Source organism: Zobellella sp. DQSA1 (genome assembly GCF_041950555.1).
Lineage (GTDB): Bacteria > Pseudomonadota > Gammaproteobacteria > Enterobacterales > Aeromonadaceae > Oceanimonas.
Window position 1 is genome coordinate 76550 of sequence record NZ_CP169531.1, and the last position, 21027, is coordinate 97576.

The window sequence follows — 21027 nt, forward strand, 5'->3', positions numbered from 1 at the left end:
CATGTTCCCGCATCGCTTCGCCACCTTCAACCAGGTCTGGGCCAGCCTGCTGCTGGAAGAACTGTACCGCCTGGGGGTACGCGATCTGGCGTTGGCGCCGGGCTCCCGCTCCAGCCCCCTGACCATGGCCGCCGCGGCCCACGCCGGCTTTCGCCTGCACCCGCACTTCGACGAGCGCGGCCTCGGCTTTATGGCGCTGGGGCTGGCCCGGGGCAGTGGCCGGCCGGTGGCGGTGATCACCACCTCGGGCACGGCGGTGGCCAACCTCTACCCGGCGGTGATCGAGGCGCGCCAGAGCGGCATCCCCCTGATCCTGCTGTCGGCGGACAGGCCCGTGGAGCTGATCGACAACGGCAGTAACCAGGCCATCGCCCAGGCGGGGATCTTTGCGGAATACCCGGTGTACCGGCAGGCCTTGCCGAGCCCGACGCCGGCGATCCCCGCCGCCTTTGTGCTGAGCTCGGTGGATCAGGCCCTGGCCCGGCAGGCCCTGGAGCCGGGTCCGGTGCACCTGAACTGCCCCTTTCCGGAGCCGCTCTATCCCGGGGGGGAGCCGCTCGACGCGGCCGATTACCTGGCGCCGCTTGGCCGCTGGCGGGAAGGCCACAGCCCCTGGAGCCCCTGGCAGCGGGTCGAGGCCCGGGCTGCCATCCAGCCGGACTGGCCCGAGTTCAGCGCCCGGCGGGGCCTGGTGGTGGCGGGGCAGATCGACGATCCTGCCGAGGCCCGGGCGGTGGCGACCCTGGCACAGCAACTGGGCTGGCCCCTGCTGGCGGATCTGCAAAGCCAGCTCCGTTTCGATGAGCGCAACCTGCTGCACGCCGATCTGGCCCTGCACAACCCGGCCTTTCGCCGGGCGCTGGCCGAGGCCGAGGTGCTGCTGCAGTTCGGCGGCCGGCTGATCTCCAAGCGGCTCGGGCACTTTATCGCCGGCCATGACTGGCGGCATTACTGGCTGGTGGAGCCCCGGCCGTGCCGGCTGGACCCGGACTACCGGGTACGCCGCCGGCTGCTCGGCTCCCCCGCTGACTTTGCGCGCCGCCATCCCGCCCCCGGGCGGTCGCCCTGGCACCGGCTGGAGCTGCCGCACCGGCCGGTGGCGTCCTTGCTGGCGCAGCGGACCGGGCGTTGCTCCGAACTGGGGATCTGCCACCGGCTGAACCGGCTGCTGCGGGGCCGGCTGATGGTGGGCAACAGCATGGCGGCACGGCTGCTGAACATGCTGGGCAGTCCGGGTCCGGGGCCGACGCGGGTGATGGCCAACCGGGGTGCCTCCGGCATCGATGGCCTGATTGCCACCGCCTACGGTTTCGCCCAGGCCGGCGCCGAGCCCACCACCCTGGTGCTGGGGGACATCAGTGCCCTGCACGATCTCAACAGCCTGGCGCTGCTCGGCCGGAGCCGGGTGCCGCTGGTGCTGGTCCTGCTCAACAACAACGGTGGCGGCATCTTCAACCTGCTGCCGGTGCCCGAGGCGGATGGCCTGCTGGATCACTATTACCGGCTACCCCACGGCCTGGACTTTGCCCGGGCCGCCGCCCTGTTCGGGCTGTCCTATGCCGTACCGACCAGCCTGGAGGCGTTCGACCAGGTTTACCGGCGGGCGCTGGACGGCGGCGCCACCCTGATCGAAGTCCGGGTGCCCGAGCGGCAACTGGCCGAGGATCTGCATTGGTTGGAGGAACGCCTGCGTGAGGCCTGAACCCTTGCCCCTGGTACTGCTGCACGGCCTGCTGGGCGATGAGCGGGACTGGCAGCCGGTGACGGCGGCCTTGCCGGGCCGGCGCTGCTATCCGCTGGCCTTGCCCGGGCATGGCGGCAACCGGGCGCGGCGGCTGCACGATTTTGCCGGGATCCGTCGCTGGCTGGCCCGGGCGCTGGCCGGGCTGGGGCTCGGGCGCTACCTGCTGGCGGGCTACTCCCTGGGCGGGCGTCTGGCACTGGATTTTGCCAGCCGGGAGCCACCTGGACTGTGTGGCCTGCTGCTGGAAAACGCCCACCCCGGCCTGCCGGAGGCGGAACGGGATGCCCGTCTGGCCCTCGACGCCGCCTGGGCCGCGCGCTTTGCCCGGGAGCCCCTGCCACTGGTGCTGGCCGACTGGTACCGCCAGCCGGTGTTCGCCGACCTGGATGAGGCGCGGCGACAGGCGCTGATCCGGCGGCGGCAAGGCAACAGCGGCGCGGCGGTGGCCGCCATGCTCGCGGCCAGCTCCCTGGGACGGCAGCCGGATCTGCGACCCTGGCTGGCCCGCACCCGACTGCCGCTGGCGTACCTGTCGGGGCGGCAGGATCCCAAGTTTCACCGGCTGGCCGGCGAACTGGCGGCCGCCAGCCCCCGGCTGCACCATTTCATCCTGGACGGCGGCCACAATCTGCACGTCGACCGTCCCCTCGAGGTGGCCCGCTGCCTGCGGCACTGGGGCCAACAGCTAGACGGAGTACCCTCATGATTGAAACCCTGACCGAAGCCGAACTCTACGCCCCGGCAAGCTGGCGGGACTGCAGCGGCGATTTCCAGGACATTTGCTACCACAAATCGGCGGACGGCATCGCCCGGCTCACCATCAACCGGCCCCGGGTACGCAATGCCTTCCGCCCGCAAACGGTGCAGGAACTGCTGGCGGCGCTGGCCGACGCCCGCTACGACCCGCAGATCGGGGCCATCATCCTCACCGGGGCCGGCGACCGGGCTTTCTGTGCCGGCGGAGACCAGAAAATCCGCGGCGACTACGGCGGCTACCGGGACGAGCACGACACCCATCATCTCAACGTGCTCGATCTGCAGCGGGATATCCGCACCTGCCCCAAGCCGGTGGTGGCCATGGTGGCGGGCTATGCGGTGGGCGGCGGCCATGTGCTGCACATGATGTGCGACCTGACCATCGCCGCCGACAATGCCCGCTTCGGCCAGACCGGGCCCAGGGTGGGCTCCTTCGACGGCGGCTGGGGCGCGGCCTATATGGCGCGCATCGTGGGCCAGAAGAAGGCGCGGGAAATCTGGTTCCTGTGCCGGCTTTACGATGCCGCCGAGGCACTGGACATGGGCCTGGTCAATACCGTGGTGCCCCTGGCCGAGCTGGAGCGGGAAACGGTGCGCTGGTGCCGGGAGATGCTGCAGCACAGCCCCATGGCGCTGCGCTGCCTGAAGGCGGCGCTGAACGCCGACTGCGACGGCCAGGCCGGACTGCAGGAACTGGCCGGCAACGCCACCATGCTGTTCTACATGACTGAAGAAGGGCAGGAAGGGCGCAACGCCTTCAACGAGAAGCGCCGGCCCGACTTCGGCAAGTTCAGGCGCAACCCCTGATGCGCCTGGCCCTGTACCGCTATTGCCTGCCCCTGGCCCGTCCGCTGGTGCTGCGCGGCCGCCGGCTGGACGAGCGGGCGGGCTTGCTGTTGCAACTGGGCTCGGGTTGGGGCGAGGTGGCGCCGCTGCCCGGTTTTTCCCGCGAGAGCCTGGACGAGGCGCAGGCGGAGGCCAGCCACTGCCTGGGCATCCTGGCCGCCGGTGGCGTGCCTGCACCTCGCTTGCCCTCGGTATGCTTCGGGCTGGCCTGCGCCCGGCGCGCCTGGCCGGAGCGACCCCCCCCGCTGCCGGCCCCCTATCCGCTGCTGCCGGACGACCCCGAGGCGCGGGCCGTAGTCACCGCCAACTGGCGGGAGCGGACGCCGGCGGTGGCCAAACTGAAGGTGGCGCGGGGGCCGCTGGCCGAGGAGCTGGCGCAGATCCGGCGGCTCTGCCGGGACTTTCCGGCGCTGCAACTGGTGCTGGATGCCAACCGGGGCTGGACCCGAGCTCAGGCGCTGGCCTTCGGCCGGTCCCTGGACCCGGCCCGCATCCTATACCTGGAAGACCCCTGCGAGACGGTGGCCGATATGGCGCTGGTGGCGGCCCGGACCGGGCTGGCGGTGGCGCTGGACGAACCCCTGGCCCGCGGCGACGCCTGGCACCCCTTTGCCGGGCTGGCGGCGCTGGTGCTCAAGCCTACACTCCTGGGCGGGCCGGATCGCTGCGCCAGGCTGGTGGGACGAGCCCGGCGACACGGGTTGCGGGTCATAGTGTCTTCCAGCTTCGAGTCCGGCCTGGGCCTGGCCCAGTTGGCCGGGCTGGCGGCCGAATGGGCCCCGGGGCAGGCGCCGGGGCTGGACACCGCCGGCTGGCTGGCCGCCGATGTACTGGGGGCCGACGGCCGGCCCGATCCGGCCCGGCTGGAGTGCCTCCATGAGGCGCGATAACGACTGCCCGGTGCAGCACTGGGCCCGCCTGACCCCTTCGCGGCCGGCCATTGTCGGCCCCGAAGGCATGCTCGATTACCGTACCCTGGATCGCTGCCTGCACGGGCTACAGCAGCAGTTGGCCGAGGCCGGCCTGCGTGCGGGGGACCGGCTGGCGGCGCCGGTGCGCGACGGTTTGCACGAGGTGCTGCTGGCCTGGGCCTGCGTACGGGCGGGCCTGGTGTTCTGCCCGCTCAATCCGGCGTTTCCGCCGGCCCGGTTGGCGGCGCTGGCCCAACAGTTGCGGGTGGCGGCCGTCTGTTCCCCCGTACCGGCGCCGGCGGGCCCCTGGCGCTGGCTCCGGCTTGATTGTTCGCGCCTCGGACGCGGCCCGACCATTTCCCTGGAGCCGCGGCGGCTGTGCAACCTGATCCTCACTTCCGGCTCCGGTGGTCGGCCCAAGGCGGTGGCGCACCGGCTGGGTAACCACCTGGCTTCGGCCCGGGGCTCGGCCGCACGACTGCCGCTGGCCGGCGACAGCGGCTGGCTGCTGTCGTTGCCGCTGTTCCACGTGGGCGGCTATGCCATCCTGTTCCGGGTGTTCCTGGCCGGGGCAAGTCTGGTGCTGGAGCAACGCGAGCGCCCCCTGGCCGAGCGGCTGCGTACTCAACCCATCACGCATCTGTCGCTGGTGCCGACCCAATTGTGGCGGCTGCTGGCGGCCGGCTTCGATCCGGCCGGCTCCCGCCTGCAGGCCCTGTTGCTCGGTGGGGCACCCATTCCCCGGACCCTGGTGCGGCAACTGGGAGAGCGGGGCGTGGTGCCCTGGGTCAGCTACGGCCTGTCGGAGATGAGCAGCCAGGTTTGCACCGACCGGGCGGGGACGGACGGCGGCCTAGGGCGGCCCCTGCCCGGACGGGAGCTGCGCCTGGTGAACGGCGAGATCCAGGTCCGGGGCGAGACGCTCTGCGCCGGCTATTTCCAGGCGGATCGGGTCGAGCCGGTGGTGAACAGCGAGGGCTGGTTCGCCACCCGGGATCTGGGCCAGTTGACCGGCGACGGCCGGCTGCGGCTGCTGGGGCGGAGCGACAACCTGTTTATCTCGGGCGGCGAGAACATCCAGCCCGAAGCCATAGAGCTGCGCCTGCTGGAGCACCCGGCGGTGGCGCAGGCGCTGGTGGTGCCGGTGCACCACCCCGAGTGGGGGCAGCGGCCGGTATGCTTTATCGACTGGCACGGCGGGCCGGTGGTCGGTCCCGCGCTGGCCGACTGGCTGCGCGAGCAACTGCCCGGCTTTATGGTACCGGACGCCTGGCTGCCCTGGCCGGCCCAGACCGGGCTCAAGCCTGCCCGTCGGCAACTGGCCACGCTGGCGGCCGAACTCCTGGCCGGATAGGCCGCCGCCTTGCGACCGGGGCCTGGCGGTTTTTTCCCTTGCCAAGAACTGCGGCAGCGATATGATATGAGCTCATTTTAACCAAGAGGCCCGGTCCAAAACCGGTAACTATATGGATTGCTCGCGAAGTTGCTTGCAACGCACCCTTAACTGCCCCGTTCTTCCCTTCTTCTTGTCGTTCCCGGCGTTCGCCACCCCATCCGGACTTGTCCGCTGCCCCGGCTATACTCAGCTTGCCGGCCTGGCCTGCGTTATTCGCTGATCTGTACCTATCGACACGTATCAAGAGGTAAATCATGGAATTCCTGATGGATCCGTCTATTTGGGTGGGCCTGCTGACGCTGGTTATCCTGGAAATTGTGCTGGGTATCGACAACCTGGTGTTTATCGCCATCCTGGTCAAGAAACTGCCGCCCCACCAGCGCGACCGGGCCCGTATCATCGGCCTGTCGCTGGCGCTGTTCATGCGGCTGGCGCTGCTGAGTCTGGTGTCCTGGCTGGTCACCCTGACTACGCCGCTGATCACCCTGGGTGAGCTGAGCTTTTCCGGACGGGACCTGATCCTGATGGCCGGCGGCTTCTTCCTGCTGTTCAAGGCCACCGTCGAGCTGCACGAACGGCTGGAAGGCAAGATGCACGAGGCCAGCACCCATGTGGTTTATGCCGGCTTCGGGGTGGTTATCGCCCAAATCCTGGTGCTGGACGCGGTATTCTCGCTCGACTCTATCATTACCGCCGTGGGCATGGTGGACAACCTGGCGGTGATGATGATTGCCGTGGTAGTGGCCATGGTGGTGATGCTGGTGGCTTCCAAACCGCTCACCGAGTTCGTCAACGCCCACCCCACGGTGGTGGTGCTGTGCCTGAGCTTCCTGCTGATGATCGGTTTCAGCCTGGTGGCCGAAGGCTTCGGCCTCCATATTCCCAAGGGCTATCTGTACGCCGCCATCGGCTTCTCCATCCTGATCGAGTTTCTCAACCAACTGGCCAGGCGCAACTCGCAAAAGGCCGAGGCACGCCTGCCCCTGCGTGAACGCACTACCCAGGCCATCTTCAACCTGATGGGGGGCGGCAGGAAGGAAGCGATGGAGCCCCAGGCCACACCGCAGCAGACCCGGGATCAGGGCTTTGTGGAGGAAGAGCGCCACATGATCAGCGGCGTGCTGTCTTTGGCGGAGCGTTCCATCCGCACCGTGATGACGCCCCGGGCCGACATTCTCTGGCTGGACGTGACCGACGGCCCCGACGTGGTGCTGGAAGAGCTGATGGCCTCGTCCCACGGCCAGTTCCCCATCTGCGAGGGGGAGCTGGACAACCTGCTGGGCGTGGTGCGGGGCAAGGATCTGGTGGCCGGCCTCAAGGAGGGCAAGCCCCTGGCCGAACTGGCTCGCGACCACGACCCCATGATAGTGCCGGACAGCATCAGCGTGATCCGGCTGCTCAACATACTGCGCGAGGCGCGCGGCAACCTGGTGCTGGTAAACGACGAATTCGGCACCGTGCAGGGGCTGGTGACGCCCCATGACCTGCTGGAAGCCATCGTCGGGGAATTCCTGGACGAGGACGAAATCCCGGAAGTGCTGGCCCAGGAAGACGGCTGGCTGGTGAAGGGCAGCACCGATCTGCACTACCTGGAACAGGTGCTGGCGCGCAAGGGGCTGGTGGATCCGGACAACGACTATGCCACCCTGGCGGGCATGCTGCTGGCCTGGAGCGGCCAACTGCCGGAGGCGGGGGCCGTGTTCGAGCGAGAGGATCTGCGCTTCGAGGTGACGGAAGTGGAAGACTTCCGCATCGCCCAGGTGCGCATCACCCCACTTACCGCCTTCGCGGAGGGGGCGGGGTAAGGGGTCTTCGCGGGGGTGACAATCCATATCGCGGGGTGACTACAACACCGCCTCTATGGCGGTGTTCAGTCTCTTGTCGTCCGGTTTGGTCAGGCTGGAAAACACCGCCGTGACCCGCCCTTCCCGGTCGATCACGTACTTGTAGAAGTTCCAGCGTGGCGCCTTGCCGCTCTGGCGGGCGATCTCCCGGAAGATGGGGTGGGCATCGTCGCCCCGCACCTTGATGGGCGCCACCATGTCGAAGGTGACGCCGAAGTTCACGTAGCAGACTTCCGCCGTCTTGGCCTGGTCGTCGGCTTCCTGACGGAAGTCGTGGGAGGGAAAGCCCACCACCCGGAGGCCGCGATCCTTGTAGCGCTGGTACAGCGCCTCCAGCCCTTCGAACTGGCCGGTAAAACCGCAGAAGCTGGCGGTGTTCACCACCAGCAGCGGCTGGCCGGCGAACTGGCGCATGTCCACCGTTTCACCGGCATGCAGCCGGGGCAGCCGGTGCTCGAACAGGGCGCCGGTGTCCGGCTGTGCCGCGCTTGCCGTCTGGCACAACAGCAGGCTGCACAGGCCACTGAACAGTTTTTTCATCTTGCTCTCTCCCTCGCTGGTCCATAGCCATAGCTTAGGTTGTATGCTTTGGTCGAGTCATCTTTCAATAGCTGTTCCGAATAGAAGTGCACTATCGGCAGCGACCGGGTGCTGCTAAGTAGACCCTTCGCGCCAGGGATGGGTTCACGGCGTGTCTGCGTGCGGTGCCCGGTCAAGGTAGCACTATTAGGATCAGTTATTGAGATAACACAGGAGATATTCCATGACTAAAAACCAGTTTCCCGCCCTGGGCCACGATTATCGGGCCGACTATGGCGAGCATGTTTATCGCATTTCCTTCAGTGCCGACGGTAAAACCCTGCGCTGGGCGAAGGATGCTGAAACGGACTTTGATGCTGCTGCTGCCACCGAGGCCTACCAGGCCATTCCGATCCGCCCCGGCGTGTTCATGGTGAGCTGGAAAGAAGCCGACGGCACAACGGTTGCTCAGGTCGAAGATTTTGAGAACGGCACCGTCCATGCCGCCATCACGCTACCCGACCAGACTTTCCTGAACTTGACGGGGCCTTGGACTCGTATGAGTTGAGGTCGGAAGCCACCATCGGATAAGAAGCGTTTCTTACCGGTCCTGTGAGGCAATAGTAAAACCAGGAACAAACAGGCTTGGGTTGTATGTGGTCTGTTTGTCCCGCGAGCCGTTTGTCAGCGGGCCAGCCTGACGCCTCAAGCGCACTTTTTACCTGAAGCATCAAAATGCTTGTAATGCGGGGTGACGACGATGATAAATTGTGATGTTATATTATAACCAAATCATTCGTTTTCATTCGTATCCAGGTAGCCCCCATGATGCAATTGCGCTATCCCCTTCTCGGCGCCGGCCTGCTGGCCGTTGCCGCCTCGACTCATGCCACCGAGGGCGTGCTCGACATCGTCGCGCCCTGGGAAATCGGCAGTACCGATCCTTCCAAGGCCGGCTATGTCTACACCCGGCTGCAGATCGGTGAAACCCTGGTGGAGGTGGACAACCAGGGCCACTCCAAACCCGGCCTGGCCGAGAGTTGGACCATTTCCGATGACCAGTTGAGCTGGCGCTTCGCCCTGCGCCAGGGTGTGCGCTTCCACGACGGCAGCCCGCTCACCGCCGAGGTAGCGGCCAAGGCGCTGCAACTGGCCCTGGCCAAGCCCGGCATGCTGACCGAGGCGCCGATAGCGGATATTACCGCCGAGGGCGCTGAGCTGTTGATCCGCCTGAACAGCCCCTTCGCGCCGCTGCCGGCGCTGCTGGCCCACAGCTCCGCCCAGATACTGGCGCCCGCCTCCTACAACGAGGCCGGCGAGGCCACCCAGGTGATCGGCACCGGCCCCTACCGCATCGAGCAACTGCAGATGCCGCAGAAGCTGACCGCCGCCGCCTTCAACGATTACTGGGGCGAGGCGCCCGCCATCGAACAGCTCAGCTACCTGGCCGCCGGCCGGGGCGAGACCCGGGCGCTGATGGCGGAAAGCGGCGACGCCGACATCGTCTTCACCCTGGATCCGGCCAGCCAGGCCCGGCTACAGCGCAACAACCGGCTCGGCGTGTATTCCGAGCCCATTCCCCGCACCGTGACCCTCAAGCTCAACGCCGGCGATCCCGCCCTGGCCGAGCCCGAGGCCCGGCGGGCCCTGAGCCTGGCGCTGGATCGCACCGGCATGGCCGTGGCCCTGTTGCGCACCCCCGAGGCGGCGGCCGGCCAGCTGTTCCCGCCGTCCCTGACCGACTGGCACCTGAGCGAGGTAGCCGGTGCCGAGCGGGATCTGGACCAGGCCAGGGCCCTGCTGGCCGGCCTGGGCTGGCAGGCGGATGGCAAGGGCATGCTCAGCCGCAACGGCGAACCCTTCAAACTGACCCTGACCACCTTCGCGGACCGGCCCGAACTGCCGCTGCTGGCCACCGCCATGCAGGATCAGCTGCGGGAGCTGGGGGTTGAACTGACGGTCAACGTCACCAACTCCAGCGAAATTCCCGCCGGCCACCGGGACGGCAGCCTGCAATTGGGCCTGATGGCGCGCAACTTCGCCCTGGTACCGGATCCCCTCGGCACCCTGCTGCAGGACTTCGGCCCCCAAGGTGGCGACTGGGGTGCCATGAACTGGCATTCCCCGCGCCTGGGCGAGATTTTGCAGCAACTGCTGGCGGAAACCGATGGCGAGACCGTGTCCGGGTTGCGCCTGGAAGCCGCCACCCTGCTGCATGAGCAGCTGCCGGTGATCCCGGTGGCCTGGTACCAGCAGACCGCCGCCGTTTCCAACAAGGTGGAGGGCTTCAGCATCGATCCCTTCGAGCGTAACTATCGGGTGAGCGAGATGAGGTGGGCCCAGTGATACCGGTATTGAGCTACCGGCTGATGCAGGCCGCCCTGGTGGCGCTGATGGTGGGGGTGCTGACCTATATCCTCACCCACGCCCTGCCCGGGGACATGGCCTTTCGCATCGCCGCCGGCCGCTACGGCTACGACTATGTGAACGCCGCCGCCGCCGCCGCGGTGCGCGCCGAGCTGGGTCTGGACCTGCCCGCCTGGCAGGCTCTGGGCCACTGGCTGTGGGACCTGCTGCGCCTGGATCTGGGCCATTCCCTGGTGAGCGGCGAGGCGGTGGTCGACGAGCTGCGCCACCAACTGGGCCATTCCTTCAAGCTGGCCGCCGCCGCCGTGGGGCTGTCGCTGCTGCTGGGCCCGCCGCTCGGCATCCTGGCCGGACTCAGGCCCGGCGGCCGGCTCGACCGGCTGACCCTGTTGCTGGCTACTGTGCTGCGCGCCTTGCCCCAGTTCGTGATCGGCATCCTGCTGGTGATGCTGCTGGCGGTGCAACTGGGCTGGCTGCCCGCCGCCGGCCACGGCACCGCGGCCCACACCCTGCTGCCGGCGCTGACCCTGGCCCTGGGGCTGGCCGCCGTGGCCTGCCGGGTGAGCCGCAACGCCATGCAGGGCGTGGCCAGTTCCGCCTATTACGCCTTCGGCCGCACCAAGGGCCTGGGCGAGGGGCGGGTGTTCAGCCGCCACGGCCTGCGTAACGTGGCGGTGCCGGTGCTGGCCCACCAGGCCATGCAGTTGGTGTACCTGATCGAAGGCGTGGTGGTGGTGGAAACCCTGTTCGCCTGGCCCGGCATCGGCCATGCCCTGGTGCACGCCATAGTGGCGCGGGACGTACCCATGATCCAGGGCACCGCCCTGGTGCTGGGGCTGATGTTCGTACTGCTTAACGCCCTGGTGGACCTGCTGTGCCACCGTATCGACCCGAGAAGGAGGGAAGCATGACCCAAGCCGCTACCCTGGCTGCCCCGGCGGCCCCCGCCGCCGGCCGCCGTTTTTTAAGTCCCCGCCAGCGGCTGGGCGCCGCCCTGCTGCTGGCGCTGGCCCTGTTCGGCCTCGGCCTGCCGCTGGTGGCCGAGCTGGAACCGGCCCGACAGAACTACAGCCAGATCCTGGCCGCGCCCAGCCTGGCCGAACCCTTGGGCACCGATCATCTGGGCCGCAGCATGCTGGCCCGCATGAGCTCGGCGGTGCAGCTTTCCCTCGGCCTTTCCCTGCTCGGGGTGCTGACCGCCGCCGTGCCCGGCGTGCTGCTGGGCGTGCTGGCCGGCTGGCGCGGCGGCTGGGTGGACCGGGGCCTGAGCGTGCTGGCCGACACCCTGCTGGCCCTGCCCGGCCTGCTGCTGGTGCTGCTGCTGGTGGCCATAGCGCCGGGCAACTTCTGGACCCTGTACGTGGGCATCGCGCTGGTGCTGTGGATTGAATACTTCCGGGTGGTGCGCCTGACCACCCGTACCCTGATGGCCTCGCCGCAAATCGAGGCCTCGCGCCTGCTCGGCTTCAGCCCCGGCTACATACTGCGCCGCCACCTGTGGCCGGCCCTGGCGCCGGTGGTGCTGACCCTGGGGGCCTTCGGCGCCGCCACCGCCATCCTGGCCATTGCCGCCCTGGGTTTTGTCAGCGTGGGGCTACGTCCGCCCACCGCCGAACTGGGCCTGATGATGACCGAGCTGCTGCCCTACTACCACGAGGCGCCCTGGGTGCTGCTGCAACCCATAGCGGCGGTGTTCCTGCTGGTACTGGCCCTCAACCTGCTGGCGGGAGGCCGCAAGCCATGAGCGAACTGCTGAAAGTAGAACAACTGGCGGTGGCGGCGGCAGATGCCATAGTGCGGCCGTTGTCGTTTACCCTCAGGGCCGGCCGGCCGCTTACCCTGCTGGGGGAAACCGGCTCCGGCAAGAGCCTGATTGCCCAGGCCATTATGGGCAACCTGCCGGCGGGGCTGCAGGCCCGGGGCCGGATCTGGCTGCGGGGCGAAGAGCTTACCCATCAGCCCGCCGCTGCCCGGCGCCGGTTGTGGGGGAGAAAGCTGGCCATGCTGCCCCAGGAGCCCTGGCTGGCGCTGGACCCGACCATGCGGGCCGGCGAGCAGGTAGCCGAAGGCTACCGTTACGTGGCCGGTGTGGACTGGGCCCAGGCTCGCAGCCAGGCCGAACAGGATCTGACCCGGCTCGGCCTGGGCCACGCCCTCCACCGGCTGCCGGGCCAGCTGTCGGGCGGCATGATGCAGCGGCTGGCCTTTGCCGCCGCCAGCACCGGCGGTGCCGATATCGTCATTGCCGACGAGCCCACCAAGGGCCTGGACGCAGGCAGCCGCGACCAGGTGACCGGCCTGCTCCGGCAGGTGGCGGAGGCTGGCGGCGGCCTGCTGACCATTACCCACGACATCGCCGTGGCCCGCCAGCTGGGCGGCGAGGTGATGATAGTACGCAACGGCGAGGTGCTGGAATCCGGCCCGGCGGAGCAGGTGCTGAAGGCGCCCGCCAGCGACTACGGCCGGGCCCTGCTGGCCGCCGAGCCCGCCGCCTGGCCCGAACTGGCCCCCCTGAACGCCGGCGCCACCGTGCTGAAGGTGGAGGGGCTGGCCAAGGAGCGGGGCGGCCGCCCCCTGTTCCGGGATATCTCCTTCACGCTGCGCGCCGGCGAGGTGATGGGCGTGGTGGGCCCCAGCGGCTGCGGCAAGAGCACCCTGGGCAGCATCTGCCTGGGATTGCTGGAGCCGGACGCCGGCACCGTATGGCGCGACGTTGCGTTGCCGCGCACCCGCTACCAGAAGCTCTACCAGGATCCGCCCGCCGCCTTTGCGCCCTGGTGCAGCCTGGGCCAGAGCCTGAAGGACGTGGTGAAATTACACCGCAAGGACTGGGCCGAGGTGGAGCGGCTGCTGCCCAGGCTGGGGCTCTCGCCCGAGCTGCTGGCGCGTTCGCCCCGGGAGGTATCGGGCGGCGAGCTGCAGCGGCTGGCGATTTTGCGCATCCTGCTGCTGGAGCCGGTGCTGCTGTTTGCCGACGAGCCCACCTCGCGCCTGGATTTGGTGACCCAGCAGCAGACCATCAGGCTGCTGACGGATCTGGCCCGGGAGCGGGGCTGTGCCCTGCTGCTGGTGAGCCACGAGGCGGCGCTGGTGAACAAGGTGGCGGATCGGGTGCTGACCCTGGGGTAGGGGGCCAAACGGGGAGGGAGCTGCTAGACTCCAAAGGCACTCCCCAAACGGTTGGCAAGGAGATAACCCATGAAAAAACGTACCCCGGTCCTGGTTCTGCTGTCACTGCTTACCCTGTCATTGCTGAGCGGCTGCAACACCATGCGTGGTGCAGGTGAAGACATAGAGGCGGGCGGCGAAGCGATTCAGCGTTCCACCTACTAAGCACCCCGGGCCAAGGGCCGGCAGCACCCGCTCCGGCCCTTTTTCGTTGCCTGCCGCCGCCCGGTACCCAGACGGGCTTATTCTTCGCTATCCTCAGGGCAGGCGGGTTATGACAGAGCCAGGGGAGGAGGCATGAACGCAAGCCAGGCGACCATCGGCCATCTTGGCGCACACCTGGCCGAGCAGGGGCGAGAGCTGCGCCGGCTGGAGGGCGGGGGCGGCCGCTTGCTGACCCTGTTCAGCCTGTTGCTGGTGGCCCTGGGCGTGCTGACCGCCTTCAACGCCGCCCCGCTGTTCCACCCGACCACCCCCCTGGGCTGGATCACCCTGGTGCTGTGCCTGCTGGCCTTTTTTACCCTGGCCTGCGGCTGGGGCCACGCCCTGCTGAGCTTTCGCCCACCGGAGCAGGCGCCCGCCACGCCGCTGACGGCCGAGCTGGACGCCCTGCTGCACGGCGACGACCCGGCCAGCCTGGAACGGCTGCAGGCCGAATACCGGCGACTGGGCCGGGAGCTGGACCAGGCCATCGCCCTCAAGCGCCGCTTCTTCAACCACGCCTGCGACGAACTGGCCATCAGCGCCTGGCTGCTGGCCCTGTTCGGCCTGCTGCTGGTGTTTGGCCTGTAGCTATCGTCAACCACAGTGCTCCAAGACACGATGCCAATCGCGTAAACAGGGCTGGCTACCACCAGCGCCGCAGCTTGAGCCAGAATCCCAGTACCACCCCCAACACCAGTACCGTGAGGCAGAAAATCCAGAAGGCGAGCGGGCTTTCGGCCCCCGGAATGCCGCCCAGGTTGATGCCGAACAGGCCGGTGAGAAAGGTGGCGGGCAGGAACAGCAGTGCCATCACCGAGATCTGGTAGGCGCGGCGGTTGGTGGCCTCGGTCATCAGGTTGTTGATTTCGTCCGCCAGCACGGCGGTGCGGGCCACACCCGCGTCCAGATCGTCCAGCCAGCGACGCAGCCGGTCGGCGATGTCCTGCAGGCGGCGGCGATCGTCCTCGTCCAGCCAGCCGATTTTCTCGTTGGCCAGCCGGGCCACCAGATCCCGCTGGGGCGAGAGGTAGCGGCGGATCAGGATCAACTGCTTGCGGATACGCCCCAGCCGGCCGTTGCCCGGCAGCTTGCGCTCCAGCACCGCTTCTTCCAGCTCCAGTATCTGATCGTGCAGCTCTTCCACGAACTCGCCGGCCCGGTCGGTGAGGGCGTCACACATTTCCACCAGCCAGTCGCCCGGGTTGACCGGCCCGGCCCCCTGCTCGAGCTGATCGCATACGTCCTGCTCCGACAGCAGCGGCCGGCGCCGGCTGCTGAGGATAAGCTCCGGGGTGATAAAGATGCGCAGGGCCACCATTTCCTCGGGCCTGTTCCCCTGGTTGTGGTTGATGCCGCGCAGGATCAGCAGCAGGTTGTCGCCCTGGCGCACCAGCTTGGGCCGGCTGCTCTGGCCCAGCAGTGCCTCCCGGGCGGCCTCGTTCAGCAAGGGGGTGTGCATCAGCCAGTGGGCCGCTTCGGGATCCCCGTAATCCAGGTGCACCCAGGCGGGCCCGTCCGCCGGCAGCCCGGCCCCCGCAGCCAGCGGCCGCATGCCCCCGGCGCCGTCCAGCACCAGGCGATAAATACTGTTAACCGGCACCTGCTCCATCGCATTCCTCCTCAGTAGCCAGAGCGACCAGCTTACACCAAAGCGCTGACGGCCTCAGCCGGGGCTTGCCACCAGCATCGCAAAAGAGACATTCCGCAATTGCCTTTTGCCGATGAAGCGACAAAACTAGTCACAAATGAGTAAGTCGGGGATGCGCTTGAACCTGCAAACAGTGACGGGCGGTAGCATTCCATTGGGGCTCGTATGGAGATGTGTTTGTGCAGTATCAACAGCCAAGAACCACTGTACGGGCGCGATAACCCTCATCGGACTTCTCGATAACCCCGGCAAGCCGATAAGAAATCCGCCCTGTTTCAGGCGGATAGCAGGCAGGCGAAGAGACAACCGAGCCGGTATATGGGGTTATCAAGCCGGCTTGTTTTCTTCGGCGCCGGCTGGCGTAGATGTAGAAAATACCATTTTTTATCAGTTGGTTATAAATATTTGTCGACTTGGTTCGATGAGTGTAAATGAGCCAGGTCAATATACAATTGTTATGTTTTCGGAGCAATTTCATTTAACTATTGGAGGGGAAATGGGCTATAAAATTAAGAAAACAGATCAATATTGAAAGTGTTTAGAAGAAGCATATGACCCACAAATTCCAAAAAAGCGAGCAAAGGAATTGCTTGAGGGATTCTTATATTGCAAGTCTAAAACTGTAAGTGGTGGTACACCTCAAAAAGTAGAAGATGCGATTTTGCATTTGCAGAGTATTGTGGGTAAGTCCATTAACCCATTAGCTCTAATTTTTAAACATCCAATTATTTCTGCTTTTATTGCTGGAATTTTAATCTTAATTACATGGCAATACATTGGTCCATACTTTGAGGCAAAAACATAACAAAGCGTTCAAGAGGGATTCTCAACGCTTGGCATTTTCGGTTTGCTTCAGCTTTTGTGTTTTACGGCACAATGGTTTAGGTTTGGTGGTGGCGTTGTTCAGCCCTTAACACGGCGTTATCGTCCAATGGAAATATCTGGAGTCTTTGATGAGAGACGGTAAAGCCTACGAAGAGTTTGTCGGGAGTATCCATGAGGCTCTCTTGAGGGCAGAAGACATCACCGCACAAAAGAACATTAAGATCGAAAGAAACAAGAGATTGAGAGATAACTGTGGCGTGGACCGCGAGTTTGACTTGCACTGGGAGTATGAGCTGGCTGGCGTAGTGTATAAAACGGTTATTGAGTGTAAGGACTACAAGTCGACTGTGAGCGTCGAAAAGATCGATGCACTGATAGGTAAGATCAGAGATCTTCCCGATCTTCGGGCTCTCTTTGCAACGAAGACCGGTTACCAATCAGGCGCTATCAAGAAAGCTCGACAAAATAGGATAGACCTTCTTATCGTCAGGGAGTAGAACGAATCCGACTGGACAAGCCTAGACGGGACGCTGCTCATTAAGACTGTGCGGATAAATATGCACATAAGATCTGCCGCAAGAATAAAGGAGTTTTTTCCGGCCATAGATGGCGATTGGGTTAAGGAAAATCCCAGTATAGATGTATCGCCGATGCTCAACATGACCGGGTGCACCGATGAAATATTCATCGACGCCGAAGTTCTTCTCTTGCTCGGGCAGGCCCATGCTGTAGGCCATGGTTGCCCTGCCGAGCTCACCAACTGGCACATCGATCGTACAACATTTCACATATCCGGCTTGACCCTCACGTTGCGTCAGGGTTTAGGCTTCCTCGCTCGTGTTTTACTGAATCTGTAAATCGGAGACGAGCTATGAGTTCCCTCGACAACCAAGCCCCGCAAGCCCGCCCCTCTTCCTCGGCCCGGAGAGTCGCTACCGCACGGGCGGTGCACCAGCTGCTGGATGAACCGTCCGTCCTGGCGGATCCCTTCGCGCTGCCCATTCTCGAACCATCGCTGCGCCGGTGCGTAATCGACGATCCGTTCCAGTTCAACGACCCGGCGGCCCGTTCCATGCGGGCGGCGGTCGTCGGCCGAAGCCGGCTGGCGGAGGATACCTTCACCGAAGCGCTGGCCGAGGGAGTCAGGCAACTGGTAATACTGGGTGCGGGGCTGGATACTTTCACCCTGCGTGCCGCCGCGGATCACCCCTGCGTGCCGCCGCGGATCACCCCTGCGTACTGATGGTGGAAGTCGACCAACCGGCCACCCTGGCCGAGAAGCGCCAGCGGCTCCTGGATTGCGGGGCGGAGCTGCCGGGAAACTGCTGCTGGCTGGACCTGGATATGGCGACCGACGACCTGGCAGCCCGGCTTGAGCGGGCCGGCTGCAGTCTGGACCAGCCTACCTGGTTCTCCTGTCTGGGTGTAACACCCTACTTGAGCGAGGAGTCCGTCTGGCAGACCCTGACCATAGTGGCCAGCCTCCCGGCAGGAAGTGGCATAGTGTTCGATTACCGGGTGACCAGCAGACTGCTGGATCCGATAGAACAGGCAATGGAACGCGTGACTGCGGAGATGTTCGCGAAGATGGGTGAGCCCTGGCGGGCGCACTTCGGTCCGGCCGAGCTGGTGGCGGGGCTCAACGACCTGGGGTTTGCCAGGGTCAGGGACATGACGGCGCAGGACCTGAACCGGCGCTACTTCGCCCGCCGCAAGGACGGCCTGCAGAGTGCCGGCGGAGGTTTTCGCTATATCGTCGCGGAATGTTGATCGCCGCCTGTCGGGAGGCCTGCCAATCTGATGTTGTTGAAAGTCGGCCAGTTGGCCAAACGCACCGGCGTTACCGTGCGCACCCTGCACCACTACGACCGGATCGGGTTGCTGATCCCGGCTGCGCGCAGCGCGGCGGGGTACCGGCTGTACAATGCCGATAACGTCGCCCGGCTGTACCAGATCCAGCTTCTCAAAGGACTGGGCCTGTCGCTCTCAGCCATCGGGGAACTGATGGCTGACGGTACTCCGGAGTTGCGGGACTCTATCGCCCGGCAGCGGGAAGCCCTGCATCGACAGCTGGAACAGGCCCGGCAAATGCTCGAGAAACTGAACCGCATCGACAGCCAACTGCAGGGCGGCACGACGGCGGAAAGCTGTGACCTGCTGGATTTGCTGGCACTGATGCAGGTCTATGAACGCCATTTCAGCGATAAGCAACTGGCCGCCCTGCAGGCCTACCAGCGCCCTCTGAAAACCCGGGGTCACTGGCAATCCCTGGTGGCCCAACTGAGCCAGCTGCGACACCTACAGGTGCCGCCGGACGCCGCCCCAGCCAAATCATTGGCAGAGCACTGGATGGAGACCCTGGAGCAGGACGCCGCCCGCCACCCAGTGCTGTTCAACAAGCTGATACGCAGCTATGAGCAGGAGCAGATACTGCAGCTGCAGTTTGGCATCACCCGCGAGCAACAGCGCTACATTACCGAGGCCTTTGCCCACAGTCGGCTCGACCTCTACCGGCCGCTACTGACAGTGGCAGAGTTCCAGACCATGCAACGACACTATCCTCGGGCCATGGCCCGCTGGCCCGCTCTGTTGGCCGAGCTGACCGAACTTCAGGAAGCCGGCGCCGGAGTGGACGATGCGCAAGTGCAGCGGCTCGCCGGCCGCTGGCTCGACCTGTTCGACGAGTACACCGGTAGCGACCCACAGCTGCAACATAAGGTGCGACAAGCACAGCAGACCGACCCGAGGCTGCGCAAGGGCAGCTTGCTGAATAAACATACGATGGACTACCTGCAGGCCGCAGTATCACACTATCTGACTAGCAGAAAGCAAGTAAACCGGGGAAGGGTTGAGTGATGATCAGAAGAATGACGGCGGCAGATACCGACGCAGTGGTAAAGATCTGGTTGGAGGCCTCTATCATCGCCCACGACTTCGTGCCTGCCGAGTTCTGGATCCAGCGCGTGGACCAGCTCCGCGACTGCTACCTTCCCGCCGCCAAAACCTATGTCTGTGAAGAGGGGGGCGCGGTTGTCGGCTTTCTGTCGCTGCTGGACAGTACCCTGGCGGCACTGTTCGTGCTGCCCGAAAGCCAAGGTGGAGGAATAGGCTCCCAGTTGCTGGAATATGTCCAGGATGCGGGCAGCGAATTGAGCCTGACGGTTTACAAGTTAAACCACCACAGTATCGCCTTCTACGAAAGGCACGGATTTTCCGTCCAGCAGGAACAGCTCGATCCGCACACCGGCCAGCCGGAACTATTGATGCTCTGGCGGTAGGGCGCTAATTGAGCCCGTGGATTACCCCGATACAGTGGACGGTATCGCGGGGCTCGTACTGGCTCTATTGAAGCCTCGTTGGAATTCGGCGGGTTCCTCGCCCCGACAAATAAGGCGAACTAAGCAAGCTATCTACCAGTTAATCCGTTGTGAATTTCACTTGTCGTTTATCTTCCAGTCGCGCAAAACAACCAGGAAATCCGGATACCCAAATAAAATAAGCGGGTATATTTATGGCAAATATTGAACACATCCAGTATATAAAAGCATCTGCGTCAAAAGTCTATGAAGTGTTGACGACTGCGAAAGGGTTGTCTGAAGTATGGACCAAAGAACTCGTTTTTACGGCGCAGCTAGGTGCGGTCAATGAATTTTCGTTCGGTGATGAAACGCCGACGAAGATGGAAATTGAAGACCTGACTCCAGACAGCAAGATGGTCTGGCACTGCATCGACTCAGATCCAGAATGGGTCGGGACAAAAATCAGCTTTGATATTAATGAAAAAGGTGGAAAGACATCTGTAATTCTTCGACATACAGGCTGGCGAGAAGTGACAGAGTTCTATCGTTTCTGTAATTATAATTGGGCGATTTTTCTCCTGAGCTTAAAGCAGTATTGCGAAGAAGGAGTAGGCATTCCTTTTCAGGTGCGAAAGTTCTAGCCATGCCTAATAAGGCCATTAAATTCATGCATGCGGCGACGGACGCTCGTGCCTCGCGCCGTTACCTGTCTCAACCTATGAAAATAGTAACTTGGAACTGCAATGGAGCGCTGAGGCGGAAGCTTTCTGAAGCAGCTTGCTTGCAAGCTGATGTCTTAGTAATTCAGGAATGTGAAAATCCGGAGTTATCAACCCTTGAATATAGAGAGTGGGCTGGAGATTATCTGTGGTTTGGGGAGTCTAAAAGTCGAGGTGTTGGTGTTTTTTCCCGAAACGGGCATCTAGTAAAAAAATTGGAATGGAGCGGCTGGTCTTGTGTGTCAACTGTTAACAAGGCCAGGATCAGGGACGGCTTTTTATGGGTAGGAGCAATTACATAAATGATCTCCGTTGATATCTCAGGCCATCGTTTTCAAGTTCACGCAGCCGCAATTTTTGTCCACGACGGCCATGTTCTGCTCCATAAACTTGAGAACGATACATTCTGGGCACTTCCTGGCGGCCGTGTCGAGTCTGGCGAAGATGCCCGAACGACTATTCTTCGCGAAATGGAAGAAGAGCTGAATGAATTCATAGAATGCAGCAGACTTCTCTATGTCGTTGAAAATTTCTTCACTTACTCAAATAAGCCAAATCACGAGGTTGGTCTATATTTCCAAGCTCACTTCCATCCTAAGTCTGCACTGCTCGAAAAGTCACGAAGCCATATCGGTGTTGAAGCTGATAAACGACGGGAGTTTCGTTGGTTTCCTAAAGAGTTACTCCCAGGGTTAGAACTTTACCCTTCTTTTTTGCGCGAATCCCTATCCCAACCTACCCTTATTTTCCAACATGTTGTGCAGCGTGGGTAATGTAGTCT

Annotated in this window: 26 protein-coding genes; 23 read left to right on the forward strand and 3 right to left on the reverse strand. The window is 64.2% G+C overall.

From position 1 onward, the window contains the following. Position 1: 1 nt before the first annotated feature. From menD to ACEVBK_RS00350, 6 genes are all read left to right on the forward strand, one after another. Complete coding sequence (gene menD, locus ACEVBK_RS00325; protein ID WP_375056660.1) at positions 2-1702, forward strand: 2-succinyl-5-enolpyruvyl-6-hydroxy-3-cyclohexene-1-carboxylic-acid synthase; 1701 nt, start codon at positions 2-4, stop codon at positions 1700-1702. Then, a complete protein-coding gene (gene menH, locus ACEVBK_RS00330; protein WP_375056661.1) occupies positions 1692-2450 on the forward strand; it encodes a 2-succinyl-6-hydroxy-2,4-cyclohexadiene-1-carboxylate synthase in 759 nt (252 codons plus the stop codon). Before menD ends, menH begins: the two co-directional genes overlap by 11 nt. Continuing rightward, the gene (menB, locus tag ACEVBK_RS00335; RefSeq protein WP_375056662.1) at positions 2447-3307 is read left to right on the forward strand and encodes a 1,4-dihydroxy-2-naphthoyl-CoA synthase; all 861 of its coding nucleotides are present in this window, start codon (positions 2447-2449) and stop codon (positions 3305-3307) included. The genes menH and menB overlap by 4 nt, the downstream gene beginning before the upstream one ends. Then, positions 3307-4236, forward strand: coding sequence for an o-succinylbenzoate synthase (menC, locus tag ACEVBK_RS00340; RefSeq protein WP_375056663.1), 930 nt, complete (start codon positions 3307-3309; stop codon positions 4234-4236). The genes menB and menC overlap by 1 nt, the downstream gene beginning before the upstream one ends. Beyond that, entirely contained in the window at positions 4223-5611 is a 1389-nt protein-coding gene (locus ACEVBK_RS00345) for an AMP-binding protein (protein ID WP_375056664.1), read from the forward strand. Before menC ends, ACEVBK_RS00345 begins: the two co-directional genes overlap by 14 nt. Before the next feature lie 296 nt (positions 5612-5907). After that, positions 5908-7458, forward strand: a complete 1551-nt coding sequence (locus ACEVBK_RS00350; RefSeq protein ID WP_375056665.1) for a transporter associated domain-containing protein — start codon at positions 5908-5910, stop codon at positions 7456-7458. A gap of 39 nt (positions 7459-7497) precedes the next feature. On the opposite strand, the gene ACEVBK_RS00355 is transcribed toward ACEVBK_RS00350, so the two are convergent. Further along, positions 7498-8037, reverse strand: coding sequence for a glutathione peroxidase (locus tag ACEVBK_RS00355; protein WP_375056666.1), 540 nt, complete (start codon positions 8035-8037; stop codon positions 7498-7500). A 223-nt stretch (positions 8038-8260) separates the two neighbouring features. On the opposite strand from ACEVBK_RS00355, the gene ACEVBK_RS00360 reads away from it, so the two are divergent. The 7 genes from ACEVBK_RS00360 (at position 8261) to ACEVBK_RS00390 (ending at position 14343) form a co-directional block, all read left to right on the forward strand. Further along, positions 8261-8584 (forward strand): MoaF N-terminal domain-containing protein, encoded by a 324-nt coding sequence (locus ACEVBK_RS00360; protein WP_375056667.1) that lies wholly within the window; start codon positions 8261-8263, stop codon positions 8582-8584. A 257-nt stretch (positions 8585-8841) separates the two neighbouring features. Further along, a complete protein-coding gene (locus ACEVBK_RS00365) occupies positions 8842-10362 on the forward strand; it encodes an ABC transporter substrate-binding protein (protein WP_375056668.1) in 1521 nt (506 codons plus the stop codon). Next, entirely contained in the window at positions 10359-11294 is a 936-nt protein-coding gene (locus tag ACEVBK_RS00370; RefSeq protein WP_375056669.1) for an ABC transporter permease, read from the forward strand. The genes ACEVBK_RS00365 and ACEVBK_RS00370 overlap by 4 nt, the downstream gene beginning before the upstream one ends. Next, the gene (locus tag ACEVBK_RS00375; RefSeq protein WP_375056670.1) at positions 11291-12127 is read left to right on the forward strand and encodes an ABC transporter permease; all 837 of its coding nucleotides are present in this window, start codon (positions 11291-11293) and stop codon (positions 12125-12127) included. Before ACEVBK_RS00370 ends, ACEVBK_RS00375 begins: the two co-directional genes overlap by 4 nt. Then, positions 12124-13512 (forward strand): ABC transporter ATP-binding protein, encoded by a 1389-nt coding sequence (locus ACEVBK_RS00380; RefSeq protein WP_375056671.1) that lies wholly within the window; start codon positions 12124-12126, stop codon positions 13510-13512. Before ACEVBK_RS00375 ends, ACEVBK_RS00380 begins: the two co-directional genes overlap by 4 nt. A 69-nt stretch (positions 13513-13581) precedes the next feature. Then, entirely contained in the window at positions 13582-13716 is a 135-nt protein-coding gene (locus tag ACEVBK_RS00385; RefSeq protein ID WP_375056672.1) for an entericidin A/B family lipoprotein, read from the forward strand. Positions 13717-13848: 132 nt separating this feature from the next. Beyond that, positions 13849-14343, forward strand: a complete 495-nt coding sequence (locus ACEVBK_RS00390; RefSeq protein WP_375056673.1) for a hypothetical protein — start codon at positions 13849-13851, stop codon at positions 14341-14343. Between the two features lie 55 nt (positions 14344-14398). Here ACEVBK_RS00390 and zntB read toward each other — a convergent pair whose 3' ends face one another. Beyond that, on the reverse strand, positions 14399-15364 hold the full coding sequence (gene zntB, locus ACEVBK_RS00395) for a zinc transporter ZntB (protein WP_375056674.1): 966 nt from the start codon (positions 15362-15364) through the stop codon (positions 14399-14401). 151 nt (positions 15365-15515) lie between these two features. On the opposite strand from zntB, the gene ACEVBK_RS00400 reads away from it, so the two are divergent. The 3 genes from ACEVBK_RS00400 to ACEVBK_RS00410 all read left to right on the forward strand — a co-directional run bounded on the left by ACEVBK_RS00400 (position 15516) and on the right by ACEVBK_RS00410 (position 16725). Then, positions 15516-15935: a hypothetical protein gene (locus ACEVBK_RS00400; protein WP_375056675.1), complete on the forward strand. Its 420-nt coding sequence runs from the start codon at positions 15516-15518 to the stop codon at positions 15933-15935. A 54-nt stretch (positions 15936-15989) separates the two neighbouring features. Then, the gene (locus ACEVBK_RS00405; protein WP_375056676.1) at positions 15990-16208 is read left to right on the forward strand and encodes a hypothetical protein; all 219 of its coding nucleotides are present in this window, start codon (positions 15990-15992) and stop codon (positions 16206-16208) included. 148 nt (positions 16209-16356) lie between these two features. Then, positions 16357-16725, forward strand: coding sequence for a restriction endonuclease (locus ACEVBK_RS00410; protein WP_375056677.1), 369 nt, complete (start codon positions 16357-16359; stop codon positions 16723-16725). A gap of 21 nt (positions 16726-16746) precedes the next feature. Here ACEVBK_RS00410 and ACEVBK_RS00415 read toward each other — a convergent pair whose 3' ends face one another. After that, positions 16747-16965 (reverse strand): hypothetical protein, encoded by a 219-nt coding sequence (locus tag ACEVBK_RS00415; RefSeq protein ID WP_375056678.1) that lies wholly within the window; start codon positions 16963-16965, stop codon positions 16747-16749. A gap of 134 nt (positions 16966-17099) precedes the next feature. On the opposite strand from ACEVBK_RS00415, the gene ACEVBK_RS00420 reads away from it, so the two are divergent. The 7 genes from ACEVBK_RS00420 to ACEVBK_RS00450 all read left to right on the forward strand — a co-directional run bounded on the left by ACEVBK_RS00420 (position 17100) and on the right by ACEVBK_RS00450 (position 21019). Next, positions 17100-17471 carry a class I SAM-dependent methyltransferase gene (locus tag ACEVBK_RS00420; protein ID WP_375056679.1) on the forward strand — a complete coding sequence of 124 codons (372 nt, stop codon included), beginning with the start codon at positions 17100-17102 and terminating at the stop codon, positions 17469-17471. Further along, positions 17471-17998, forward strand: a complete 528-nt coding sequence (locus tag ACEVBK_RS00425; protein WP_375056680.1) for a class I SAM-dependent methyltransferase — start codon at positions 17471-17473, stop codon at positions 17996-17998. Before ACEVBK_RS00420 ends, ACEVBK_RS00425 begins: the two co-directional genes overlap by 1 nt. A 30-nt stretch (positions 17999-18028) precedes the next feature. Continuing rightward, positions 18029-19084 carry a MerR family transcriptional regulator gene (locus ACEVBK_RS00430; RefSeq protein ID WP_375056681.1) on the forward strand — a complete coding sequence of 352 codons (1056 nt, stop codon included), beginning with the start codon at positions 18029-18031 and terminating at the stop codon, positions 19082-19084. Then, complete coding sequence (locus ACEVBK_RS00435) at positions 19084-19506, forward strand: N-acetyltransferase (protein WP_375058486.1); 423 nt, start codon at positions 19084-19086, stop codon at positions 19504-19506. The genes ACEVBK_RS00430 and ACEVBK_RS00435 overlap by 1 nt, the downstream gene beginning before the upstream one ends. Positions 19507-19739: 233 nt before the next feature. Beyond that, positions 19740-20168 (forward strand): SRPBCC domain-containing protein, encoded by a 429-nt coding sequence (locus ACEVBK_RS00440; protein ID WP_375056682.1) that lies wholly within the window; start codon positions 19740-19742, stop codon positions 20166-20168. A gap of 2 nt (positions 20169-20170) precedes the next feature. Continuing rightward, positions 20171-20548 (forward strand): endonuclease/exonuclease/phosphatase family protein, encoded by a 378-nt coding sequence (locus ACEVBK_RS00445; protein WP_375056683.1) that lies wholly within the window; start codon positions 20171-20173, stop codon positions 20546-20548. Then, a complete protein-coding gene (locus tag ACEVBK_RS00450) occupies positions 20549-21019 on the forward strand; it encodes an NUDIX hydrolase (RefSeq protein ID WP_375056684.1) in 471 nt (156 codons plus the stop codon). The last annotated feature ends 8 nt before the right edge of the window (positions 21020-21027 follow it).

What these genes read in the sequence shown, in the direction of transcription:
- menB (WP_375056662.1), top strand. Translation starts at nt 2,447, where the DNA reads ATGATTGAAACCCTGACCGAAGCCGAACTCTACGCCCCGGCAAGCTGG.
- ACEVBK_RS00350 (WP_375056665.1), top strand. Translation starts at nt 5,908, where the DNA reads ATGGAATTCCTGATGGATCCGTCTATTTGGGTGGGCCTGCTGACGCTG.
- ACEVBK_RS00375 (WP_375056670.1), top strand. Translation starts at nt 11,291, where the DNA reads ATGACCCAAGCCGCTACCCTGGCTGCCCCGGCGGCCCCCGCCGCCGGC.
- ACEVBK_RS00390 (WP_375056673.1), top strand. Translation starts at nt 13,849, where the DNA reads ATGAACGCAAGCCAGGCGACCATCGGCCATCTTGGCGCACACCTGGCC.
- ACEVBK_RS00445 (WP_375056683.1), top strand. Translation starts at nt 20,171, where the DNA reads ATGCCTAATAAGGCCATTAAATTCATGCATGCGGCGACGGACGCTCGT.
- ACEVBK_RS00440 (WP_375056682.1), top strand. Translation starts at nt 19,740, where the DNA reads ATGGCAAATATTGAACACATCCAGTATATAAAAGCATCTGCGTCAAAA.
- menC (WP_375056663.1), top strand. Translation starts at nt 3,307, where the DNA reads ATGCGCCTGGCCCTGTACCGCTATTGCCTGCCCCTGGCCCGTCCGCTG.
- ACEVBK_RS00360 (WP_375056667.1), top strand. Translation starts at nt 8,261, where the DNA reads ATGACTAAAAACCAGTTTCCCGCCCTGGGCCACGATTATCGGGCCGAC.
- ACEVBK_RS00380 (WP_375056671.1), top strand. Translation starts at nt 12,124, where the DNA reads ATGAGCGAACTGCTGAAAGTAGAACAACTGGCGGTGGCGGCGGCAGAT.
- ACEVBK_RS00365 (WP_375056668.1), top strand. Translation starts at nt 8,842, where the DNA reads ATGATGCAATTGCGCTATCCCCTTCTCGGCGCCGGCCTGCTGGCCGTT.
- zntB (WP_375056674.1), bottom strand. Translation starts at nt 15,364, where the DNA reads ATGGAGCAGGTGCCGGTTAACAGTATTTATCGCCTGGTGCTGGACGGC.
- ACEVBK_RS00345 (WP_375056664.1), top strand. Translation starts at nt 4,223, where the DNA reads ATGAGGCGCGATAACGACTGCCCGGTGCAGCACTGGGCCCGCCTGACC.
- menD (WP_375056660.1), top strand. Translation starts at nt 2, where the DNA reads ATGTTCCCGCATCGCTTCGCCACCTTCAACCAGGTCTGGGCCAGCCTG.
- ACEVBK_RS00420 (WP_375056679.1), top strand. Translation starts at nt 17,100, where the DNA reads ATGAGTTCCCTCGACAACCAAGCCCCGCAAGCCCGCCCCTCTTCCTCG.
- ACEVBK_RS00355 (WP_375056666.1), bottom strand. Translation starts at nt 8,037, where the DNA reads ATGAAAAAACTGTTCAGTGGCCTGTGCAGCCTGCTGTTGTGCCAGACG.
- ACEVBK_RS00400 (WP_375056675.1), top strand. Translation starts at nt 15,516, where the DNA reads ATGCGCTTGAACCTGCAAACAGTGACGGGCGGTAGCATTCCATTGGGG.
- ACEVBK_RS00415 (WP_375056678.1), bottom strand. Translation starts at nt 16,965, where the DNA reads ATGGCCTACAGCATGGGCCTGCCCGAGCAAGAGAAGAACTTCGGCGTC.
- ACEVBK_RS00425 (WP_375056680.1), top strand. Translation starts at nt 17,471, where the DNA reads ATGGTGGAAGTCGACCAACCGGCCACCCTGGCCGAGAAGCGCCAGCGG.
- ACEVBK_RS00435 (WP_375058486.1), top strand. Translation starts at nt 19,084, where the DNA reads ATGATCAGAAGAATGACGGCGGCAGATACCGACGCAGTGGTAAAGATC.
- ACEVBK_RS00450 (WP_375056684.1), top strand. Translation starts at nt 20,549, where the DNA reads ATGATCTCCGTTGATATCTCAGGCCATCGTTTTCAAGTTCACGCAGCC.
- ACEVBK_RS00410 (WP_375056677.1), top strand. Translation starts at nt 16,357, where the DNA reads ATGAGAGACGGTAAAGCCTACGAAGAGTTTGTCGGGAGTATCCATGAG.
- ACEVBK_RS00430 (WP_375056681.1), top strand. Translation starts at nt 18,029, where the DNA reads ATGTTGTTGAAAGTCGGCCAGTTGGCCAAACGCACCGGCGTTACCGTG.
- ACEVBK_RS00385 (WP_375056672.1), top strand. Translation starts at nt 13,582, where the DNA reads ATGAAAAAACGTACCCCGGTCCTGGTTCTGCTGTCACTGCTTACCCTG.